Source organism: Streptomyces sp. NPDC055815 (assembly GCF_053616475.1).
This window is the reverse complement of sequence record NZ_JBSHDU010000070.1, coordinates 25947-42703: the sequence shown is the minus strand read 5'-3', so window position 1 is coordinate 42703 and position 16757 is coordinate 25947. Positions and strand designations below refer to the sequence as shown.

Annotated in this window: 12 protein-coding genes; 4 read left to right on the top strand and 8 right to left on the bottom strand. The window is 71.7% G+C overall.

Annotated features, from left to right (window positions below):
- From ACWGN5_RS32565 to ACWGN5_RS32545, 5 genes are all read right to left on the bottom strand, one after another.
- Positions 1-832 (bottom strand): LacI family DNA-binding transcriptional regulator (locus tag ACWGN5_RS32565; RefSeq protein ID WP_453521969.1); only part of this gene is annotated, 832 nt, incomplete at its 3' end.
- A gap of 7 nt (positions 833-839) precedes the next feature.
- Positions 840-1814: a carbohydrate ABC transporter permease gene (locus ACWGN5_RS32560; RefSeq protein WP_453521967.1), complete on the bottom strand. Its 975-nt coding sequence runs from the start codon at positions 1812-1814 to the stop codon at positions 840-842.
- Complete coding sequence (locus tag ACWGN5_RS32555; RefSeq protein WP_453521965.1) at positions 1811-2758, bottom strand: ABC transporter permease; 948 nt, start codon at positions 2756-2758, stop codon at positions 1811-1813. The genes ACWGN5_RS32560 and ACWGN5_RS32555 overlap by 4 nt, the downstream gene beginning before the upstream one ends.
- On the bottom strand, positions 2755-3588 hold the full coding sequence (locus ACWGN5_RS32550) for a hypothetical protein (RefSeq protein WP_453521963.1): 834 nt from the start codon (positions 3586-3588) through the stop codon (positions 2755-2757). The genes ACWGN5_RS32555 and ACWGN5_RS32550 overlap by 4 nt, the downstream gene beginning before the upstream one ends.
- Positions 3564-4433, bottom strand: coding sequence for a hypothetical protein (locus tag ACWGN5_RS32545; RefSeq protein ID WP_453521962.1), 870 nt, complete (start codon positions 4431-4433; stop codon positions 3564-3566). The genes ACWGN5_RS32550 and ACWGN5_RS32545 overlap by 25 nt, the downstream gene beginning before the upstream one ends.
- Before the next feature lie 183 nt (positions 4434-4616).
- On the opposite strand from ACWGN5_RS32545, the gene ACWGN5_RS32540 reads away from it, so the two are divergent.
- The 4 genes from ACWGN5_RS32540 to yicI all read left to right on the top strand — a co-directional run bounded on the left by ACWGN5_RS32540 (position 4617) and on the right by yicI (position 12318).
- Positions 4617-7508, top strand: a complete 2892-nt coding sequence (locus ACWGN5_RS32540) for a glycoside hydrolase family 3 C-terminal domain-containing protein (RefSeq protein ID WP_453521960.1) — start codon at positions 4617-4619, stop codon at positions 7506-7508.
- 140 nt (positions 7509-7648) lie between these two features.
- Positions 7649-8632 carry an acetylxylan esterase gene (locus ACWGN5_RS32535; protein WP_453521958.1) on the top strand — a complete coding sequence of 328 codons (984 nt, stop codon included), beginning with the start codon at positions 7649-7651 and terminating at the stop codon, positions 8630-8632.
- 6 nt (positions 8633-8638) lie between these two features.
- A complete protein-coding gene (locus ACWGN5_RS32530; RefSeq protein WP_453521956.1) occupies positions 8639-10039 on the top strand; it encodes a GH1 family beta-glucosidase in 1401 nt (466 codons plus the stop codon).
- The gene (yicI, locus tag ACWGN5_RS32525; RefSeq protein ID WP_453521955.1) at positions 10036-12318 is read left to right on the top strand and encodes an alpha-xylosidase; all 2283 of its coding nucleotides are present in this window, start codon (positions 10036-10038) and stop codon (positions 12316-12318) included. The genes ACWGN5_RS32530 and yicI overlap by 4 nt, the downstream gene beginning before the upstream one ends.
- A gap of 58 nt (positions 12319-12376) precedes the next feature.
- Here the strand turns inward: yicI and ACWGN5_RS32520 are convergent, their stop codons facing one another.
- The 3 genes from ACWGN5_RS32520 to ACWGN5_RS32510 form a co-directional block, all read right to left on the bottom strand.
- A complete protein-coding gene (locus ACWGN5_RS32520) occupies positions 12377-14374 on the bottom strand; it encodes a beta-galactosidase trimerization domain-containing protein (RefSeq protein ID WP_453521953.1) in 1998 nt (665 codons plus the stop codon).
- 180 nt (positions 14375-14554) lie between these two features.
- Complete coding sequence (locus ACWGN5_RS32515) at positions 14555-15316, bottom strand: SDR family NAD(P)-dependent oxidoreductase (protein ID WP_453521951.1); 762 nt, start codon at positions 15314-15316, stop codon at positions 14555-14557.
- A complete protein-coding gene (locus ACWGN5_RS32510) occupies positions 15309-16619 on the bottom strand; it encodes an enolase C-terminal domain-like protein (RefSeq protein ID WP_453521949.1) in 1311 nt (436 codons plus the stop codon). The genes ACWGN5_RS32515 and ACWGN5_RS32510 overlap by 8 nt, the downstream gene beginning before the upstream one ends.
- Positions 16620-16757: the final 138 nt, after the last annotated feature.

Genomic DNA, 16757 nt, shown 5'->3' with positions numbered 1-16757 from the left:
GGTCGGGGCAGACGGCGACCACCGAGACGTCCTCCGGGACCGTGCGCCCGCTGGCGCGCAGCAGGCTCAGCAGCGGGCCGATCGCGCCCTCGTTCTGCACGACGAACCCCGTGGTGTCGGGGCGGTCCGCGAGGACCCGGCCCAGCGTGGCCGCCGTGCTGTCGTACGTGCCCTCGCACGGCCGGTGCACGAAGCGCAGACCGCGCGCCTCCGCGCGCTCGCGGAAGCCGTTCAGGGTCCGCTCGGCATAGCCGGCGTGCCGTCGGTACACGCCGCTGCTGTAGCCGATGAACGCGATGTCCCGGTGGCCCAGGTCGGCGAGGTGGTCCGCGCAGAGCGCCCCCGCCGTGGCGAAGTCGTAGTCCACGCAGGAGAGTCCGCTCGGATCGTCGGGGAGCCCGATGAGCGCCGCCGGAGTGCCCTGCGACCGCAGGACCGGGATCCGGTCGTCGTCCAGCCGGACGTCCATCAGGATCACCCCGTCGGCGAGCCCGCTGCCGGTGACCCGGCGCACCCCCTCGGGGCCCTCGTCGTTGGTGAGGAGCAGGACGTCGTAGCCGCGCTCGCGGGCCGTCATCGTGACCGCGATCGCGATGTCCATCATCGTCGGCACGTGCACCTCGGGGTGCAGGGGCACGACCAGGGCGATGATGTGCGAGCGTTTGCCGGCCAGGGCACGGGCGCCCGCGTTCGGGTGGTAGCCGAGGGCCGCGATGGCTCCCTCGATACGGATCCGGGTCTCGTCGGAGATGGGCCGCTTCCCGCTGAGGGCGTAGCTGACCGTACTGGTCGAGACGCCGGCCCGTCGGGCCACGTCGGCGAGTGTCACCATGGCCGCCTCAGCCCTTGATCGCGCCGGTGAGCACACCGGCCCTGAGGTGCTTCTGCACGAACGGGTAGACGATCAGCAGCGGCACCAGGGTGAGGACCACCACGGCCATCTGGAGCGACAGCGGCGCGGTCTGCACCTGGGTGTTGCCGAAGCCCGCGTTGATGGAACCGGGCATGCCGTTGCCCCGGTTGACGTAGGTGAGCAGCACGTACTGCAGCGGCCAGCGCTCGAGGTCCGTCGGCATGTACAGCATGACGTTGAAGAAGGAGTTCCAGTAGCCGACCCCGTAGAAGAGCGCGGTGACGGCCGTGACGGCGCGGGACGTGGGCAGGACGACGGACCACAGGATCCGCCACTCGCCCGCGCCGTCCATCCGGGCCGCGTCGATGAGTTCCGCCGACGTCTCCTGGTAGAAGGCGCGCAGCACCAGGATGTTGAAGACGGAGATCGCGCTCGGCAGGATCAGCGCCCACCACTCGCCGTATCCGCCGAGGCCCGTGACCACCAGGAAGGTGGGGATCAGGCCGCCGTTGACGAACATCGTGACGATCAGCAGCATCAGCACGAACCGGTGCCCGAGCGACCGGGGGCGGGACAGGCCGTAGGCGCACAGGATCGAGAGGGCCATGGACACGGCCGTGCCGACCGCGGTGATGCCGAGGCTGACGAGGAGCGCGGTGAGGACGGTCGAGTCGCTCAGCATCTGCCGGTACGCCTCGGTGGTGAGGCCGTCCGGCCAGATCACCAGGCCGCCGGCTCGGTTGACGGCCCCGGGGGTGGAGAAGCTGGTCAGTACGACGATCCACAGCGGGACCAGGACGACGGCGACCACTCCGCCGAGCGTCAGCCCCTTGGCCGCCTGGCCGACGGCGGTCGGCGGTTCCTCCCAGGACGGGCGGGCGGACCGGGCGCCGCGCCGTGGGGCGCTCGCCGTCGCGGGGCGCTCTCCGCGCCGGGAACCGATGGTGAGTGTGTCGGTCATTTTCGGTACAACCCGTCCTCGCCGAAGGCATGGGCCAGCTTGTTGGCGCCCCAGATGAGCAGGAGCGAGATCACGCTCTTGAAGAGCCCGGCCGCCGCGCCGTAGCTGTAGTCGCCGGTGGCGATGCCGTAGTAGAAGGAGAAGGTGTCCAGTACGTCCGCCGCCTCGTGGCCCACCGCCAGGCGTTGGATGAGGAACTGCTCGAAGCCGACGGACAGCGCGTTCCCGAGCCGCAGCACGAGCATCAGCACGATCACTCCGCGCAGGCTCGGCAGCGTGATGTGCCACATCCGCCGGAAGCGGCCCGCGCCGTCGACGGCCGCGGCCTCGTAGAGGTCGGTGTTGATGGCGCTGAGGGCGGCGAGGAAGACGATGATCCCCCAGCCGGCCTCCTTCCACACCGCCTGCGAGGTCACGAGCAGGGCGAAGGTGTCGGGGTCGGTCATGATGTCCCAGGTGCCGAGGTCGTGCCGGCGCAGGAACTGGTTGAGCACCCCCGCGCCGCCGAGCATCTGCTGGAAGATCGTGATCGCCAGGACCCACGAGAAGAAGTGCGGCAGGTAGACGACGGACTGGATGACGTTGCGCACCCGTTCGCTGATCACCGTGTTGAGCAGCAGGGCGAGGGCGATCGGGAGGGGGAAGAACAGGATCAGCTGGACGAAGCTGAGGTAGAGCGTGTTCTGCATCGCCCCCCAGAACTGGGGGTCGCTGAAGAGCCGCTGGAACTGGTCCAGGCCGGCCCACTGGCTGTTCCACACGCCGGTCAGCGGGTCGTACTCCTGGAAGGCGGTGACCACGCCGAAGAGCGGGACGTAGTTGAAGACCAGGAGGAGGGCGACCGTGGGCAGCGTCATGAGGAGGAGGCTGCGGTCGCGCCGTAGCCTGCCGAGCCGGGTGAGCCCTTCCGGCCCGGTCTTCCGCGGTGCGGGGGCTGTCGTCACTGGCCGGTTCCGTACTTGTCGAGGACGTTCTCGGTCATCCACCGCTTGAGCCGGTCGCCGCTGCTCGACCTCCAGCTCGCGATGACGGCCTGGACGTCGGAGACCTTCTTCTTGCCGTGGTAGCAGTCCTTGACCGTGTCGTAGACGGCCTGCGCGGCCTCGGCGGAGGCCATCGACTGGGGCATGCTGATGTTCATGCCCCAGAAGGGCGGCTTGGTGAGGGCGTTGACGTTGGCCGCCTGCCAGGCCGCGTAGTCCTTCGTGACGCTCTCGCCGCCCGGGTTGCTGATCACGCTGTGGGGAGAGGCGAGGAAGGGGAAGGTCGGGGCCTGGACGTACTTCTTGCCCTCCTCGGTGAAGGTCGGCACGCCCTTCACCTTGGTGTGGTGAACCCCTTCGACGCCGAAGTTCACCATCGTGTACTCGGTCGTGCCGTAGGGAGCGGCCAGATAGTCCGCGACGGCGAGCAGTTCTTCGATCTGGGCGGGCTTCAGCTCGGCGTTGAAGTAGCTGAGCATGCTGGCGGACGCACCCATGAAGATCCTGGGCTTGCTGGTGCCGTCGGCGGCGAACACGTTGAAGGCGCCGCGCCGGTAGTCCGGGTTCGCGGCGGTGCCGTTCTGGTGGTCGGCCAGGTTCCAGCCGCCCTGGCCGCCGCCCTGGATGAGCTCCTTCCCGCTGTAGAAGCGGGTGTTGCCGCCGGCCTCGTCGCCCGCGAGGGCGCTCGGGTGGACGTAGCCGGACTTGGCCAGGCGGTAGTGCCAGTCGAGGGCCTCAAGGAACCCCTGGGTCTCGTACAGGTGGATCAGCTTGCCGCCTCGACGCCCCACTTCAGGGGGGTGCCCCAGGCCGTGAACATGTAGGTCCAGATGTCGCCGAAGGCCCAGACGCCCCGCTTGGCGTCGGTGAGTTCCTTGCCGAGGTCCATCAGGTCGGCCGCGGACTTCACCTGGTCGGAGGTGATCCCGCGGGCTTCGAGGATGTCACGGCGGTGGTAGACGAGACCGGCGACGTTGAAGTCGCTGGTGAAGCAGGGGACGCCGTAGAGCTTGTCGCCCCAGGTCCCGACCTGCCAGCCGCCGGTGGGCAGGGCCGCGAGGTTGGGGTACTTCTTGATCTTGTCGCCTGCCAGGTACGGGGTGAGGTCCGCGAGCTGGGTTCCGGCGAGGCCGCCGACGTTGAAGTGGGGGTTCCACCAGGTCGGCAGCTGGATCCAGTCCGGCAGCTTCTTCGCGGCGGTCATGGTCGGGACGATCGTGTTGTACGTGCCGCCGTCCGCCGGCTTGACCGCGAGCTCGACCCCCAGGGCCTTGTTCATCGCCTGGTAGAAGGAGTTGTCGGCCGGCGGGTTGGTGCCCCACAGCGGTGTGACCGCGGTGTAGCGCCCGCCCTTGCCCGGTATGCCGGAGACGCTGGAGACCGGTGACGCCGGATAGGACAGGAACGCGGGATCCGTCGCCGCGCCCGGGCCTCCCGCCACGGACGGGATGTCGGGCCGCACGGTCGTCCGGGGCACGTAGGACGGCAGGGCCGCCTTGAGTCCCGACGTCGTGTTCGTCCCCGTGCGCTGCTGTCCGCCACCCCCGCAGGCGGACAGCAGCGGGGACAGTGCGGCAGCTCCGGCGACCGAGGCCGCCGCGCTGACGAGGCGTCTGCGGCTCAACCCATGGCTCATGACACGACTCCTTCTTCAAGTGAGTGTCGAAACGCTTGACTTGGCCGGGAAGGTAACGGACTTGTTTCGCGCGAAACAAGAGGTTCGACAGAAAGAAACTTTCTCTGTGGCTTTCGTTGACAGGCCGTTGGGGTGAATGCGACCGTCGATGCGCTTCGACGAACGGTCACCGTACCCACCCGCATGAGGGGTTTCCACGTGAGTTCCGCGCCCACGGCCGCATCCGAGCCGCCCGATTTCCGTGATCCCGCGCTGTCACTCCAGAAGCGCGTCGACGACCTGCTCGCGCGGCTCACGCCCGACGAGCGGATCGCGATGCTCCACCAGTACGCGCCGGCCGTCCCACGGCTCGGCGTCGGCGCCTTCCGCACCGGCGCCGAAGCCCTGCACGGGGTCTCCTGGCTCGGCGAGGCGACGGTCTTCCCGCAGGCCGTCGGCCTCGGCGCCAGCTGGGACGAGGAGCTGGTGCACCGGGTCGCGGAGGCCGTCTCGGTCGAGCTGCGCGCCTTCCACCACCACCGCCCGGCGGTGATCGCCCCCGACCGCGCCCCCAACAGCCTCCAGGCCTGGGCGCCCGTCCTGAACCTGCTGCGGGATCCGCGCTGGGGACGCAACGAGGAGGGCTACTCCGAGGACCCGGTGCACACCGCCCGGCTCGGCGAGGCGTTCTGCCGGGGTCTGGCCGGCGACGATCCGGAGCACCTGCGCGCGGCTCCCGTGCTCAAGCACTTCCTCGCCTACAACAACGAGGACGACCGCTGCACCACGTCCTCCGGGCTGCGCCCGCGGGTCCTCCACGAGTACGACCTGGCGGCCTTCCGGCCCGTCGTCGCCTCCGGCGCCGCGACCGGTGCCATGGCCGCGTACAACCTGGTCAACGGCCGCCCCTGTCACGTCAGCCCGCTGATCGAGACGGAACTGCGCCGCTGGGCGGAGCCCACCGGCCACGAACTGTTCGTCGTGAGCGACGCCGAAGCCCCGTCCAACCTGGTCGACCCGGAGCACTACTTCGACGACCACGCCGCATCCCACGCGGCCGCGCTCAAGGCAGGCATCGACAGCTTCACCGACCACGGCGAGGACAGCGCCACACCCGTCGGCCGGCTCCGCGAGGCCCTGGAGCGCGGGCTGATCGACCAGGGCGATGTGGACCGCGCGGTCCGCCGCCAGCTGGAACTCCGCTTCCGGCTCGGCGAGTTCGACCCTGAGCTCGACCCGTACGCGGGGATCGGCCCCGAGGTGATCGACTGCGCCGAGCACCGTGCCCTCGCCTGGCGCGCGGCGACCGAGTCGGTGGTGCTCCTCAAGAACGAGGGGCTGCTGCCGCTCGATCCGGCACGGACACGCCGTATCGCCGTCATCGGACCGCTCGCCGACACCCTGTACGAGGACTGGTACAGCGGCACCCTGCCCTACCGGGTCACCGTCGCCGACGGCCTCGCCGCGGAACTCGGCGCCCACGAAGGCGAAGTGGTCCGCGTCGAGGGGACCGACCGGATCGCCCTGCGCTCCCGGACCACCGGCGAACTCCTCGGCAAGACCGCCTTCGACGTGACCGACTGGGGCCGCGGCGCGATGACCCTCCGGGCCGCCGACACCGGCCGGTACCTGAGCCTCAAGGACGACGACGGCCTGGCCGCCGACCAGGAGCTGATCAAGAGCTGGTTCGTCAAGGAGACCTTCCGGATCGAACCGGCCGGAGCGGACACCGTACTGCTGCGCTCCGTGTTCACCGGGCGCTACGCCGCCGTGGACCCGACCGACGGCCGGGTGAGCGTCACCGCCGAGAGCGCGGACGACGCCGAGCACTGGCGACGCGAGCTGGTGCACGACGGCATCGCCCGGGCACGGGCGGCCGCCGAGACCGCGGACGCCGCGATCGTCGTCCTCGGCAACCACCCGATGGTGAACGGCCGCGAGACCGAGGACCGCACGGACATCGCCCTGCCGCAGGGGCAGGAGGAGCTGCTGCGCGCGGTCGCGGCAGTCCGCCCGGACACCGCGCTGATCGTGATGAGCAGCTACCCGTACGCCCTCGACTGGGCCGACGAGCACCTGCCCGCCGTGGTGTGGACCTCCCACGGCGGGCAGGAGACGGGACACGCCCTGGCCGCCGTCCTCCTCGGCGAGGCGGAGCCATCCGGCCGCCTCCCGCAGACCTGGTACCGGGGCGACGACCCGCTCCCGGACCCGCTCGACTACGACATCATCAAGGCCGGCTGGACCTACCAGTACCACCGGACCGCGCCCCGCTACCCCTTCGGCCACGGACTGTCGTACACCGACTTCTCCTACACCGACCTGCACCTGTCGCGGTCCTCGATCGGGCGGGCCGAAGGCACAGCCGACGCCACGGTCGACGTCACGGTGACCCTCACCAACACCGGGACCCGGTCCGGCAGCGAGGTCGTGCAGCTCTACGTCCGGGCGTCGGACGCCCGTCACGAGGCGCCCAGGCTGCGGCTCGCCGACTTCCGCAAGGTGCGCCTGGAGCAGGGGGAGAGCCTCGAGGTGACCTTCCGGCTGCCCGCCGAAGCGCTCGCCCACTGGGACGTCGCCACCTCCGCCTTCACCGTCGCTCCCGGTGCGTACGAGATCGTCGTCGCCCGCTCGGCCGATCACCCGGTCCTCACCGCACCCCTGACGGTGACCGGGACGGCCACGGCACCCCGGGTCGTCGTGGAACGGCGCACCCAGGCCGTCGACTTCGACGACTACGCGGACCTCACGATCGTCGACGCCACCCGCGCCCACGGCGACGCGGTCGCACCCACCGACCCCGCCCGCCCCGCGACGCTCCTCTTCCGCGACGTCGATCTGTCGGGCGCCGTCCGGTTCGAGTGCGAGACCGCCCGCGAGGACAACGGCCCCGGCGAGGCACGCCTGCTCGTCCGGGCGGGAGACCGGGTCCTGGCCGAGCTCGACGTGCCCGTCACCGGCGACCGCTACACGTGGACGACCGCCGCGACAGGCCTGACCGCCCTTCCCGAAGGCGTCCACGACCTGCACCTGACCCTGCACGGCGACTTCCGTCTCGCCGGGTTCCGCTTCCGGAGGGCCGGCCGGACCGACTGACACCCCCGGCACCCGGACACGACCGGCGGCCCGTCCACGGAGGGGAGGACGGGCCGCCGCTCCCGTCCCCCAGCGTGCCACCGGAGGGGCGGGCCGAGCCGCCCCACCCTCCCGCCAGCTCTTCGACCACAGGAGACCGCATGCCGCTCACCGACTTCGAGTCCGGCGAGCTCGCCGGGTACCGCCCGGAGCTGCCCGCCCCGGAGACCTTCGACACCTTCTGGCGGGACACCCTCGCCGAAGCCAGGTCCTACGGCGACAGCATCAAGACCGAACGCGTCACCTCCACGCACCTGCTGCACACCGTCGAGGTCGACGACGTGCGCTTCCCCGGCTGGAACGGCGAGCCCGTGGCCGCCTGGCTGCTGCGTCCGCGCGGCGCGGACGGACCGCTGCCGGTCGTCGTCACGTACATCGGCTACAGCGGCGGCCGCGGGCTGCCCACCGACCATCTCCTCTGGTCCGCCGCCGGCTACGCCCAGCTCGTCGTCGACAGCCGCGGCCAGGGCCACGACACCCCGGACCGGACGACGGGCGACGGCACGCAGTGGACCAGGGGGTTCATGACCCGGGGTATCGACTCCCCCGAGAACTACTACTACCGGCGCCTGATCACCGACTGCGTACGCGCCGTGGACGCCGTCGCGCAGCTGCCCGGCCTCGACCCCGACCGGGTCGTGGTGGCGGGAGGCAGCCAGGGCGGCGGCCAGGCCCTCGCCGTCGCCGGTCTCGTCGGGGACCGCGTGGCCGCGGTGCTGTCCGACGTCCCGTTCCTGTGCCACTTCCGCCGGGCCGTGGAGATCACCGGCGAAGGCCCGTACCCGGAGATCGTCGAGTACCTGCGCTGGCACAGCCGCGACCGGGTGCAGCAGACCTTCGCCACCCTCGACCACTTCGACGGCGTCCACTTCGCCCGGCGGGCCACCGCACCGGCGCTGTTCAGCGTCGGCCTGATGGACCCGGTCTGCCCGCCCTCGACGGTCTACGCCGCCTTCAACCACTACGGCGGCCAGGACCGCACCATGACCGTCTGGCCCTTCGGCGACCACGGCGGCGGCTGCGGCTCCAACCCGCCGGTCCAGCTGTCCTGGCTGCGCGAGCGCGGCCTCGCGCCGGAGCTCTGACCCCGCATGAGCACCCCGGCCTTCCCGCACCTCCCCGCCGGCTTCCGCTTCGGCGCCGCGACCGCCGCCTACCAGATCGAGGGCGCCCATGACGAGGACGGCCGCGGCCCGTCCATCTGGGACACCTTCAGCCACACCCCCGGCCGCACGCTCGGCGGCGCCACCGGCGACACCGCCTGCGACCACTACCACCGCCACCGCGAGGACATCGCCCTGCTGCGCGAGCTCGGCGTCGACACCTACCGCTTCTCCCTCGCCTGGCCCCGCCTGCTGCCCCGGGGCACCGGCCCGGCCAACCAGAAGGGCCTGGACTTCTACGACCGCCTGATCGACGAACTCCTTGCCGCGGGCATCGCGCCCGCCGTCACCCTCTACCACTGGGACCTGCCCCAAGCCCTGGAGGACCAGGGCGGCTGGCGCGTCCGCGGGACCGCGGAGGCCTTCGCCGCGTACGCCGCCCTCGCCGCCCGGCGCTACGGCGACCGGGTCGAGCGCTGGATCACCCTCAACGAGCCGTACTGCTCCGCCTTCGTCGGCTACGCCGAGGGCCGCCACGCCCCCGGCGCCCAGGAGAACCGCGGCGCCCTCGCGGCCGCCCACCACCTCCTCGTCGCCCACGGCCTCGCCGTACGCGAACTGCGCGCGGCGGACGCCCGGGAAGTCGGCGTCACGCTCAACCTCGACCGGCTCCACGCCGCCTCCGACCGCCCCGAGGACCTCGCCGCGCTGCGCCGGGCCGAAGTCCTCCACAACGAGATCTGGACCGAGCCGCTCCTCGCCGGGCGCTACCCCCGGCACGAGACGGAGACCTGGGGCGGCCTCGCCGACGGCCCCTGGCGGCTCGACGGCGACCTGGAACTGATCGGCGAGCCACTGGACTTCCTGGGCATCAACTACTACCGGCCGGTGACCGTCGCCGCCGCACCCCACCGCGTGGCCGAGCCCGAGCGGCGCACCGCCGTCGACATCGGGGTCGCCGAGCCGGACCCGTACGGGACCCGGCACACCACCATGGGCTGGCCCGTCGTCCCCGCCGCGCTCACGGAGCTCCTCCGGGACCTGCACGACCGCCACCCGCGACTCCCCCCGCTCTGGATCACCGAGAACGGCTCCGCCGAGAACGACACCGTCACCCCCGACGGCCTCGTCCACGACCCGGACCGGACCGCCTACCTGGCCGACCACCTCACCGCCGTCGCCGACGCCGTCACGGCAGGGGTGGACGTCCGCGGCTACTACGTGTGGTCACTGCTCGACAACTTCGAATGGGCCCGCGGCTACTCCCAGCGCTTCGGCCTCGTCCACGTCGACTACGACACCCAGACCCGCACGCCCAAGGACAGCTACCACTGGTACCGGGGCCTGATCACCGCGCACCGCGCGCGGGCGGAGGAACCTTCCCGATGAAGTTCACCGACGGCTACTGGCTGATGCGCCCCGGAGTGACCGCGCGCTACGCCACCGAAGTCGCCGACGTCCGGACCGACGAGCACCGGATGACGCTGTACGCGCCCGTGAAGCACGTGACCGGGCGCGGCGACACCCTCAACAGCCCGCTCCTCACCATCGAGTGCTGGTCGCCGGCCGAGGGGGTGATCGGGGTGCGCGCCACCCACCATGCCGGATCGGTCCGCCGCGGCCCGGAGTTCGCGCTGCCCGGCGCGCAAGCGGACAGCGGCAAGACGCACCGGGACGGCGACGTCGTGGAACTCGTCTCCGGCGAGCTGGCCCTGCGGGTGAACACCGCGGAGCCGTGGCGGCTGGAGTTCACCGCCGGCGGGCAGGTGCTGACCTCGGTCGGCGAGCGGGGGACCGGGTTCGTCACCGACGCCGACGGCCGGCACCACATGCTCGGGCAGCTCTCCCTGGGAGTCGGCGAACTCGTCTACGGCCTGGGGGAGCGGTTCACCCCGTTCGTCAAGAACGGTCAGTCCGTGGCCATCTGGCAGGCGGACGGCGGCACCAGCAGCGAACTGGCCTACAAGAACGTTCCCTTCCACCTGACGAACCGCGGATACGGCGTCTTCGTCAACCACCCGGGCAAGGTCAGCTACGAGATCGGCTCCGAGTCCGTCGGCCAGGTCCAGTTCAGCGTCGAGGACCAGACCCTCGAGTACTTCGTCGTCCACGGCCCCACCCCCAAGCAGGTCCTGGAGCGCTACACGGCCCTCACCGGCCGGCCCGCGCTGCCGCCCGCCTGGGCGCTCGGCCTGTGGCTGACGACCTCCTTCACCACCGACTACGACGAGGCCACCGTCAACCACTTCGTCGACGGCATGGCCGAACGCGGCATCCCGCTCAGCGTGTTCCACTTCGACTGCTTCTGGATGCGCGGCTACCAGTGGTGCGACTTCGACTGGGACGCCGACACCTTCCCCGACCCGGCGGGCATGCTGGCCCGCCTCAAGGAGCGGGGCCTGCGGATCTCCGCCTGGATCAACCCGTACATCGCGCAGAAGTCGACACTGTTCGACGAGGGCATGCGGGAGGGGCACCTGGTGCGCCGCCCGGACGGCAGCGTCTGGCAGTGGGACCTCTGGCAGCCGGGCATGGCCCTCGTCGACTTCACCAGCCCCGCCGCCCGGGACTGGTACACGGCCAAGCTCCGCACGCTGCTCGACACCGGCGTGGACTGCTTCAAGACCGACTTCGGCGAACGCATCCCCACCGAGGTCGTCTGGCACGACGGTTCCGACCCGGAGCGGATGCACAACTACTACACCCAGTTCTACAACCAGACCGTCTTCGACCTGCTGCGCGAGGTGCGCGGCGAGGGCGAGGCGCTGCTCTTCGCCCGCTCGGCCACCGCCGGCGGCCAGCAGTACCCGGTGCACTGGGGCGGCGACTGCGAGTCCCACTTCAACGCCATGGCCGAGTCGCTGCGCGGCGGCCTCTCCCTCGGCCTGTCCGGCTTCGGCTTCTGGAGCCACGACATCGGTGGCTTCGAGGGCACCCCGACCCCCACCGTCTTCAAGCGCTGGGTCCAGTTCGGCCTGCTCTCCTCGCACAGCCGGCTGCACGGCAGCAAGTCCTACCGCGTCCCCTGGGACTACGGAGACGAGGCCGTCGACGTCACGCGTACCTTCACCCTCCTCAAGCACCGCCTCGCCCCCTACCTCCAGCGCGCCGCCCAGCAGGCCCACGCCACCGGCGTCCCGATGATGCGCGCGATGGTCCTGGAGTTCCCCGACGACCCCGGCGCCGCCACGCTCGACCGGCAGTACATGCTCGGCGACGACCTGCTCGTCGCCCCGGTCTTCACCGACGACGGCACCGTCGACCACTACGTCCCCGAAGGGACCTGGACCAACGTCCTGACCGGCGTCCAGGTCACCGGCCCCCGATGGGTGCGGGAACAGCACGACGTCCACACCCTGCCGCTGCTCGCCCGCCCCGACTCCGTCATCCCGCTCGCGGCGGACGACCAGCACCCGGTCTCGGACTGGGCGGACGGCGTCGAACTGCGGGTCCACGCCTTCGCGGACGGATCGGAGCGCACCGTGGTGATCCCGCGCGGCGACGGCCCCGACGAAGCCGCCCGCTTCCACCTGCGCCGTACGGGCGACCGCCTCCGGGTGACCACCGACAGCCCGCACCCCTGGCAGCTGCGGATCGGCGGACCGGACGGCGTCCTGCACACCTTCCCGGCCGGCACCCACGAGGCCGACATCGCCCACCCGTCCTGAACCGGTACGTGCGAGAGGCCCCGCGCCGCACGGCGCGGGGCCTCTCCCGTGCCCGGGGTCAGTCGTGCTCGATCACGACCATCGCGTGCCCGTCCGGGCTCGTGACGTCCACGTGGACGTACCCGCCGTCGTGCCGCCAGGAGAGCTCCTGCCCGGAGGGCTGGAGCCGCACCGAGCGCGGCGCGTTCGCCATCCGTACCGAGACGGGCACCTCGACCAGGGGGAACGGGTCGTGCACCAGATCCAGCGTCGGCGTCTCCCGGACCGGGACGAAGCTGATCAGATGGACCACGGTGCTCGTGTCGGTCCGTACGACACTCGTCTCCAGGTGCACCGGACCGCCCGCCCTGAGCAGCGGCTCCGGCAGGAGCCGGTCGAGCGCCGCACCGAGCAGCAGGCGGTACGGCTCGATGCCGTGCTCGTGGAACGCCTCGAACAGCGGGACCGTCACCGCGGCCACCCCGTCCGCGACGGCGACCGCGACCTCGTCGGTCGGATCGGCCGGCGGAGTGTAGGAGTGACCGCAGAACCGGTCCCAGCTACGCGGGAAGTACGGCTCCACCACGCCGGCCAGGACCTCGGCGCCGGGCCGCGGCCGGGCGGTCAGCCGCGAGCCGTGGCTGATCACGGGGAAGTCCTCCCGGACACCGGGGACGCCCCGGCACGCGAGGAAGGCCTCCCCGGTCCCGGCCGGTGCCAGCCCCTCGACCGGCAGGTCGGGGAGGCTCGGCCGGCCGTCGCTCCCGAGCAGGGCCGGCCCGACGAGGACAACGGCTCCACCGGCCCGACGGTAGGCGTCCAGGCGCCCGGAGAGGGCTTCGTCGACCTCGGTCGTCTCCGGCACCACGACGGCCCGGTACCCGCCGAGGTCCGCTTGCGGCGGGACCACGTCGAACTGGACGCGGAGCTGCTGCAGCGCTCGTACGGCGCCGATGTTGCCGGCGCCGGGGTTGTCACCGAGGTCGGGATCGACGATCAGGGCGACCTCGGTCACCGTACGACCGCCGTCGAGGAACGGCTCGCACCTCTCGATGTGCCCGTAGACCGAGCCGATGAGCTCGTAGACCGCGGGGGACGGCGCGCCCCGGGGATGCAGTACGTCGCCCACGCCGCGGGTCAGTCCGTGGCCGAGCATCTGGCCGCACTCGTAGAGCAGCGCGGCCCGGGGCTTGAGCGCGGCGTTGTCGCCCCAGCTCTCGTGGAAGCGGCCGGTGTGGCTGAGGGCCGGGAGCCCCAGCGGCCGGACGAACCGGGCCACGTACGGCAGGAACGCGTAGCCCCAGCCGCCGGTGGGCAGCCCCTCGACCTCGACGTGCCGCAGGAACTGCCGCTCCTCGGGCAGGCCCGTCTTCGGCCGCCCGTTGAACCAGATGCCCATCGCGGAATCCGCGGGCAGCGCCTTCTCCACCATCGCCGCATAGCGGGCCATGTACCGCCGCGTCACCAGGGTCGCGTAACGGGACCGGTGATCGGCGTCGGTCGGGTCCAGGCCCTCGCGGCGCATCCCGTCGACCGCCCAGCGGCTCGCGCTCGGCTGGTCCCAGCACATGTCCACGAAGATCCCGTCGACGGGCGCGAAACGCCGCAGCACCTCGTCCAGCTGGTCGGCGAAGTGGTCGGCGTACGGGCTGGACATGTCGAGGACGTTCCAGGCCGCTTCGAAGGCCGAGGCGCTCCAGCGGGTGATCTTGAGGTCCTCGTTGTGCGCGACCCACTCGGGGTGCTCGCGGGCGGCGTACTCGTCGACCTGGAGCGAGAGGTAGATCGGCGCGCGGATGCCCACCGAGTGCAGGGCGTCGATCTGCTCGGCGAGCAGGTCCAGATCGGGGGCGAGGCCGGGGTGGCGCTCGGGGCGTTCGGTCCCGTAGTAGAGGTGGCCGTGGTGGCACTTGGCGAAGACGGTGACGCTGTCGACGTGGGCGTCCCGGAAGGTCCGCGCGAAGGTCACGGGGTCGAAGTCCCGGCCGACGTCGGGGATGTCGGGCCCGGTGTGGAAGTCGAGGTGCACGGTGCGCTGCGGGAAGCGGCGCGGGTCGGGCGCGTTCGGGTGCGGCATGGGTCTCCTCGCAGGAAGGACGGTGATGGACGCGGGGGAGGCCGGCGGGGGCTCAGGGACGGGGACCACCCCCGAGGCGGTTCATGGACGGCCGCTCACCCGCGGGGGCGGAGCCCGAGGCGGTTCATGGACGGGGGCTCACGCCCGGGGCGGAGCCGGAGGCGGTTCATGGACGGGGGCTCACGCCCGGGGGCGGAGCCGGAGGCCGCTCATGCCGCCGTCGACCGCCAGGTCGGTGCCGGTCGTGGCGCCGGAGAGCGGTCCGGCCAGGTAGGCGATGGCGGCGGCCACCTCGTCGGCGGTGACCAGGCGTCCGGTGGGCTGCCGGGCCTCCAGGGCGGCCCGCTCGGCCGCGGGATCGGCGGCCCGGTCGAGCAGCCGCTCGATCCAGGGAGTGGCGACGGTGCCGGGGTTGACGCAGGTGACGCGGATGCCTTCGCCGACGAGGTCGGCGGCCATGGCCCGGGTCATCGCCAGGACCGCGCCCTTCGATGCCGAGTAGAGGACGCTGTCCGGCAGGCCGGCGGTGGCCGCGATGGAGCAGGTGTGGACGATCGCCGCGGCCTTCGACCGGCGCAGGTGCGGCAGCGCGGCCCGGGCCGTCCGCACCATGCCGAGGACGTTGACCTCGAAGACCCGGCGCCATTCGTCGTCGGTGTTGTCCTCGATGCCGCCCTGGGCGCCGATCCCCGCGTTGTTGACGAGGACGTCGATGCCGCCAAGCAGCTCGGCGGCACGGCTCACCCCGGCGCGTACCGACGAGTCGTCCGTGACGTCGGCCCGGATCCCCGTCAGTGGCGCGGGCAGGTCGTCCGGCGCCAGATCCAGGCAGGCGACACGCGCCCCGCGCGCCGCGAGCAGCCGGGCGGTCGCGAGTCCGATGCCCGAGGCACCGCCGGTGACGACGACGGCGAGGCCGCTGAACTCGGAGGACTCACCCATGAAGGGCCTCCTCCTGCCAGACGGGCCCGTCGGGATAGCGGTGGGCGGCGGCGGAGGCCGGGTGCAGCTCGGCGCCGATCCCCGGGGCGGTGGGCGCGAGGTACCGGCCGTCACGGACGCGTACGGGGGCGGTGAAGTGCTCGTGCAGATGGTCGACGTACTCGATCACCCGGCCCTCCGTCGTACCGCTGACGGCCACGTAGTCGAACATCGCCAGGTGCTGCACCATCTCGCACAGCCCGACGCCACCCGCGTGGGGGCAGACGGGCACGCCGAACTTGGCGGCGAGGAGCAGGATCGCCACGTTCTCCGTGACTCCGGCGGTGCGGCTCGCGTCCAGCTGGAGCACGTCGATCGCGCCCGCCTGGAGCAGCTGCTTGAACATCACCTGGTTGTGGCAGTGCTCCCCGGTGGCGACCCTGACCGGCGCGACCGCACGGCGGATCGCGGCGTGGCCGAGGATGTCGTCGGGGCTGGTGGGCTCCTCGATCCAGTGCAGGTCGTACGGGGCGAGCCGCCGGAGCCGGTCGACGGCCTCGTTCACGCCCCACGCCTGGTTGGCGTCCACGGCGATACGGATGTCGGGGCCGACCGCCTCGCGGGCCAGGGCGAGCCGACGCAGGTCGTCGGCGGGGTCGGCGCCGACCTTCAGTTTGATCAGCGAGAAGCCGTCGGCGACCGCCTCCTTCGCGAGGCGGATCAGTCGCTCGTCGGTGTAGCCGAGCCAGCCGGGGGAGGTGGTGTACGCCGGATAGCCCTCCGTCAGGAGACGCCGCCGCCGCTCGGCGCGGCCGGGCTCGGCCCGGCGCAGGATGTCGAGGGCCTCGTCACGGGTGAGGGCGTCCTCCAGATAGCGGAAGTCGACCAGTTCGACGAGCTGTTCGGGGCTCAGGCCGCTGAGCAGGTCCCAGACGGGTCTGCCCTCCCGGCGTCCGTAGAGGTCCCAGACGGCGTTCACGATCGCCGCGGCCGCCATGTGGATGACGCCCTTCGTCGGCCCGAGCCACCGCAGTTGGCTGTCGCCGAGCAGCCGGCGCGAGAACGCGCCGAGGTCGGCGAGCACGTCCTCGACGGGGAGCCCGACGACCAGCGGCGCGAGCGCGCGGACGGCGGCCACCTCCACCTCGTTGCCACGGCCGACGGTGAACGCGAGGCCGTGGCCTGCCTGGCCGCCGCTCGTCCGGATGGTCACGTAGGCGGCGGAGTAGTCGGGATCGGGGTTGAGCGCGTCGGATCCGTCGAGTCGGCGGGAGGTCGGGAACCTGATGTCGGCCGTTTCGACGGCGGAGATCACTTCAGTCACGGCGCCTCTTTCACATCGCCTTGAGTCATGGGATGGATTTATAGGGTCTGCGCGTCCGGCCGTCCAGAGGGATGACGCGAACGCCGGTGAAATCCCATGTCAATGCAGACACCTAGAATTTGACGATGAGCCAGATCA

Excerpts from the sequence above, each read along its gene's own strand:
- ACWGN5_RS32560 (WP_453521967.1), bottom strand. The coding sequence starts at position 1,814 with ATGACCGACACACTCACCATCGGTTCCCGGCGCGGAGAGCGCCCCGCG.
- ACWGN5_RS32545 (WP_453521962.1), bottom strand. The coding sequence starts at position 4,433 with ATGAGCCATGGGTTGAGCCGCAGACGCCTCGTCAGCGCGGCGGCCTCG.
- ACWGN5_RS32530 (WP_453521956.1), top strand. The coding sequence starts at position 8,639 with ATGAGCACCCCGGCCTTCCCGCACCTCCCCGCCGGCTTCCGCTTCGGC.
- ACWGN5_RS32535 (WP_453521958.1), top strand. The coding sequence starts at position 7,649 with ATGCCGCTCACCGACTTCGAGTCCGGCGAGCTCGCCGGGTACCGCCCG.
- ACWGN5_RS32520 (WP_453521953.1), bottom strand. The coding sequence starts at position 14,374 with ATGCCGCACCCGAACGCGCCCGACCCGCGCCGCTTCCCGCAGCGCACC.
- yicI (WP_453521955.1), top strand. The coding sequence starts at position 10,036 with ATGAAGTTCACCGACGGCTACTGGCTGATGCGCCCCGGAGTGACCGCG.
- ACWGN5_RS32540 (WP_453521960.1), top strand. The coding sequence starts at position 4,617 with ATGAGGGGTTTCCACGTGAGTTCCGCGCCCACGGCCGCATCCGAGCCG.
- ACWGN5_RS32515 (WP_453521951.1), bottom strand. The coding sequence starts at position 15,316 with ATGGGTGAGTCCTCCGAGTTCAGCGGCCTCGCCGTCGTCGTCACCGGC.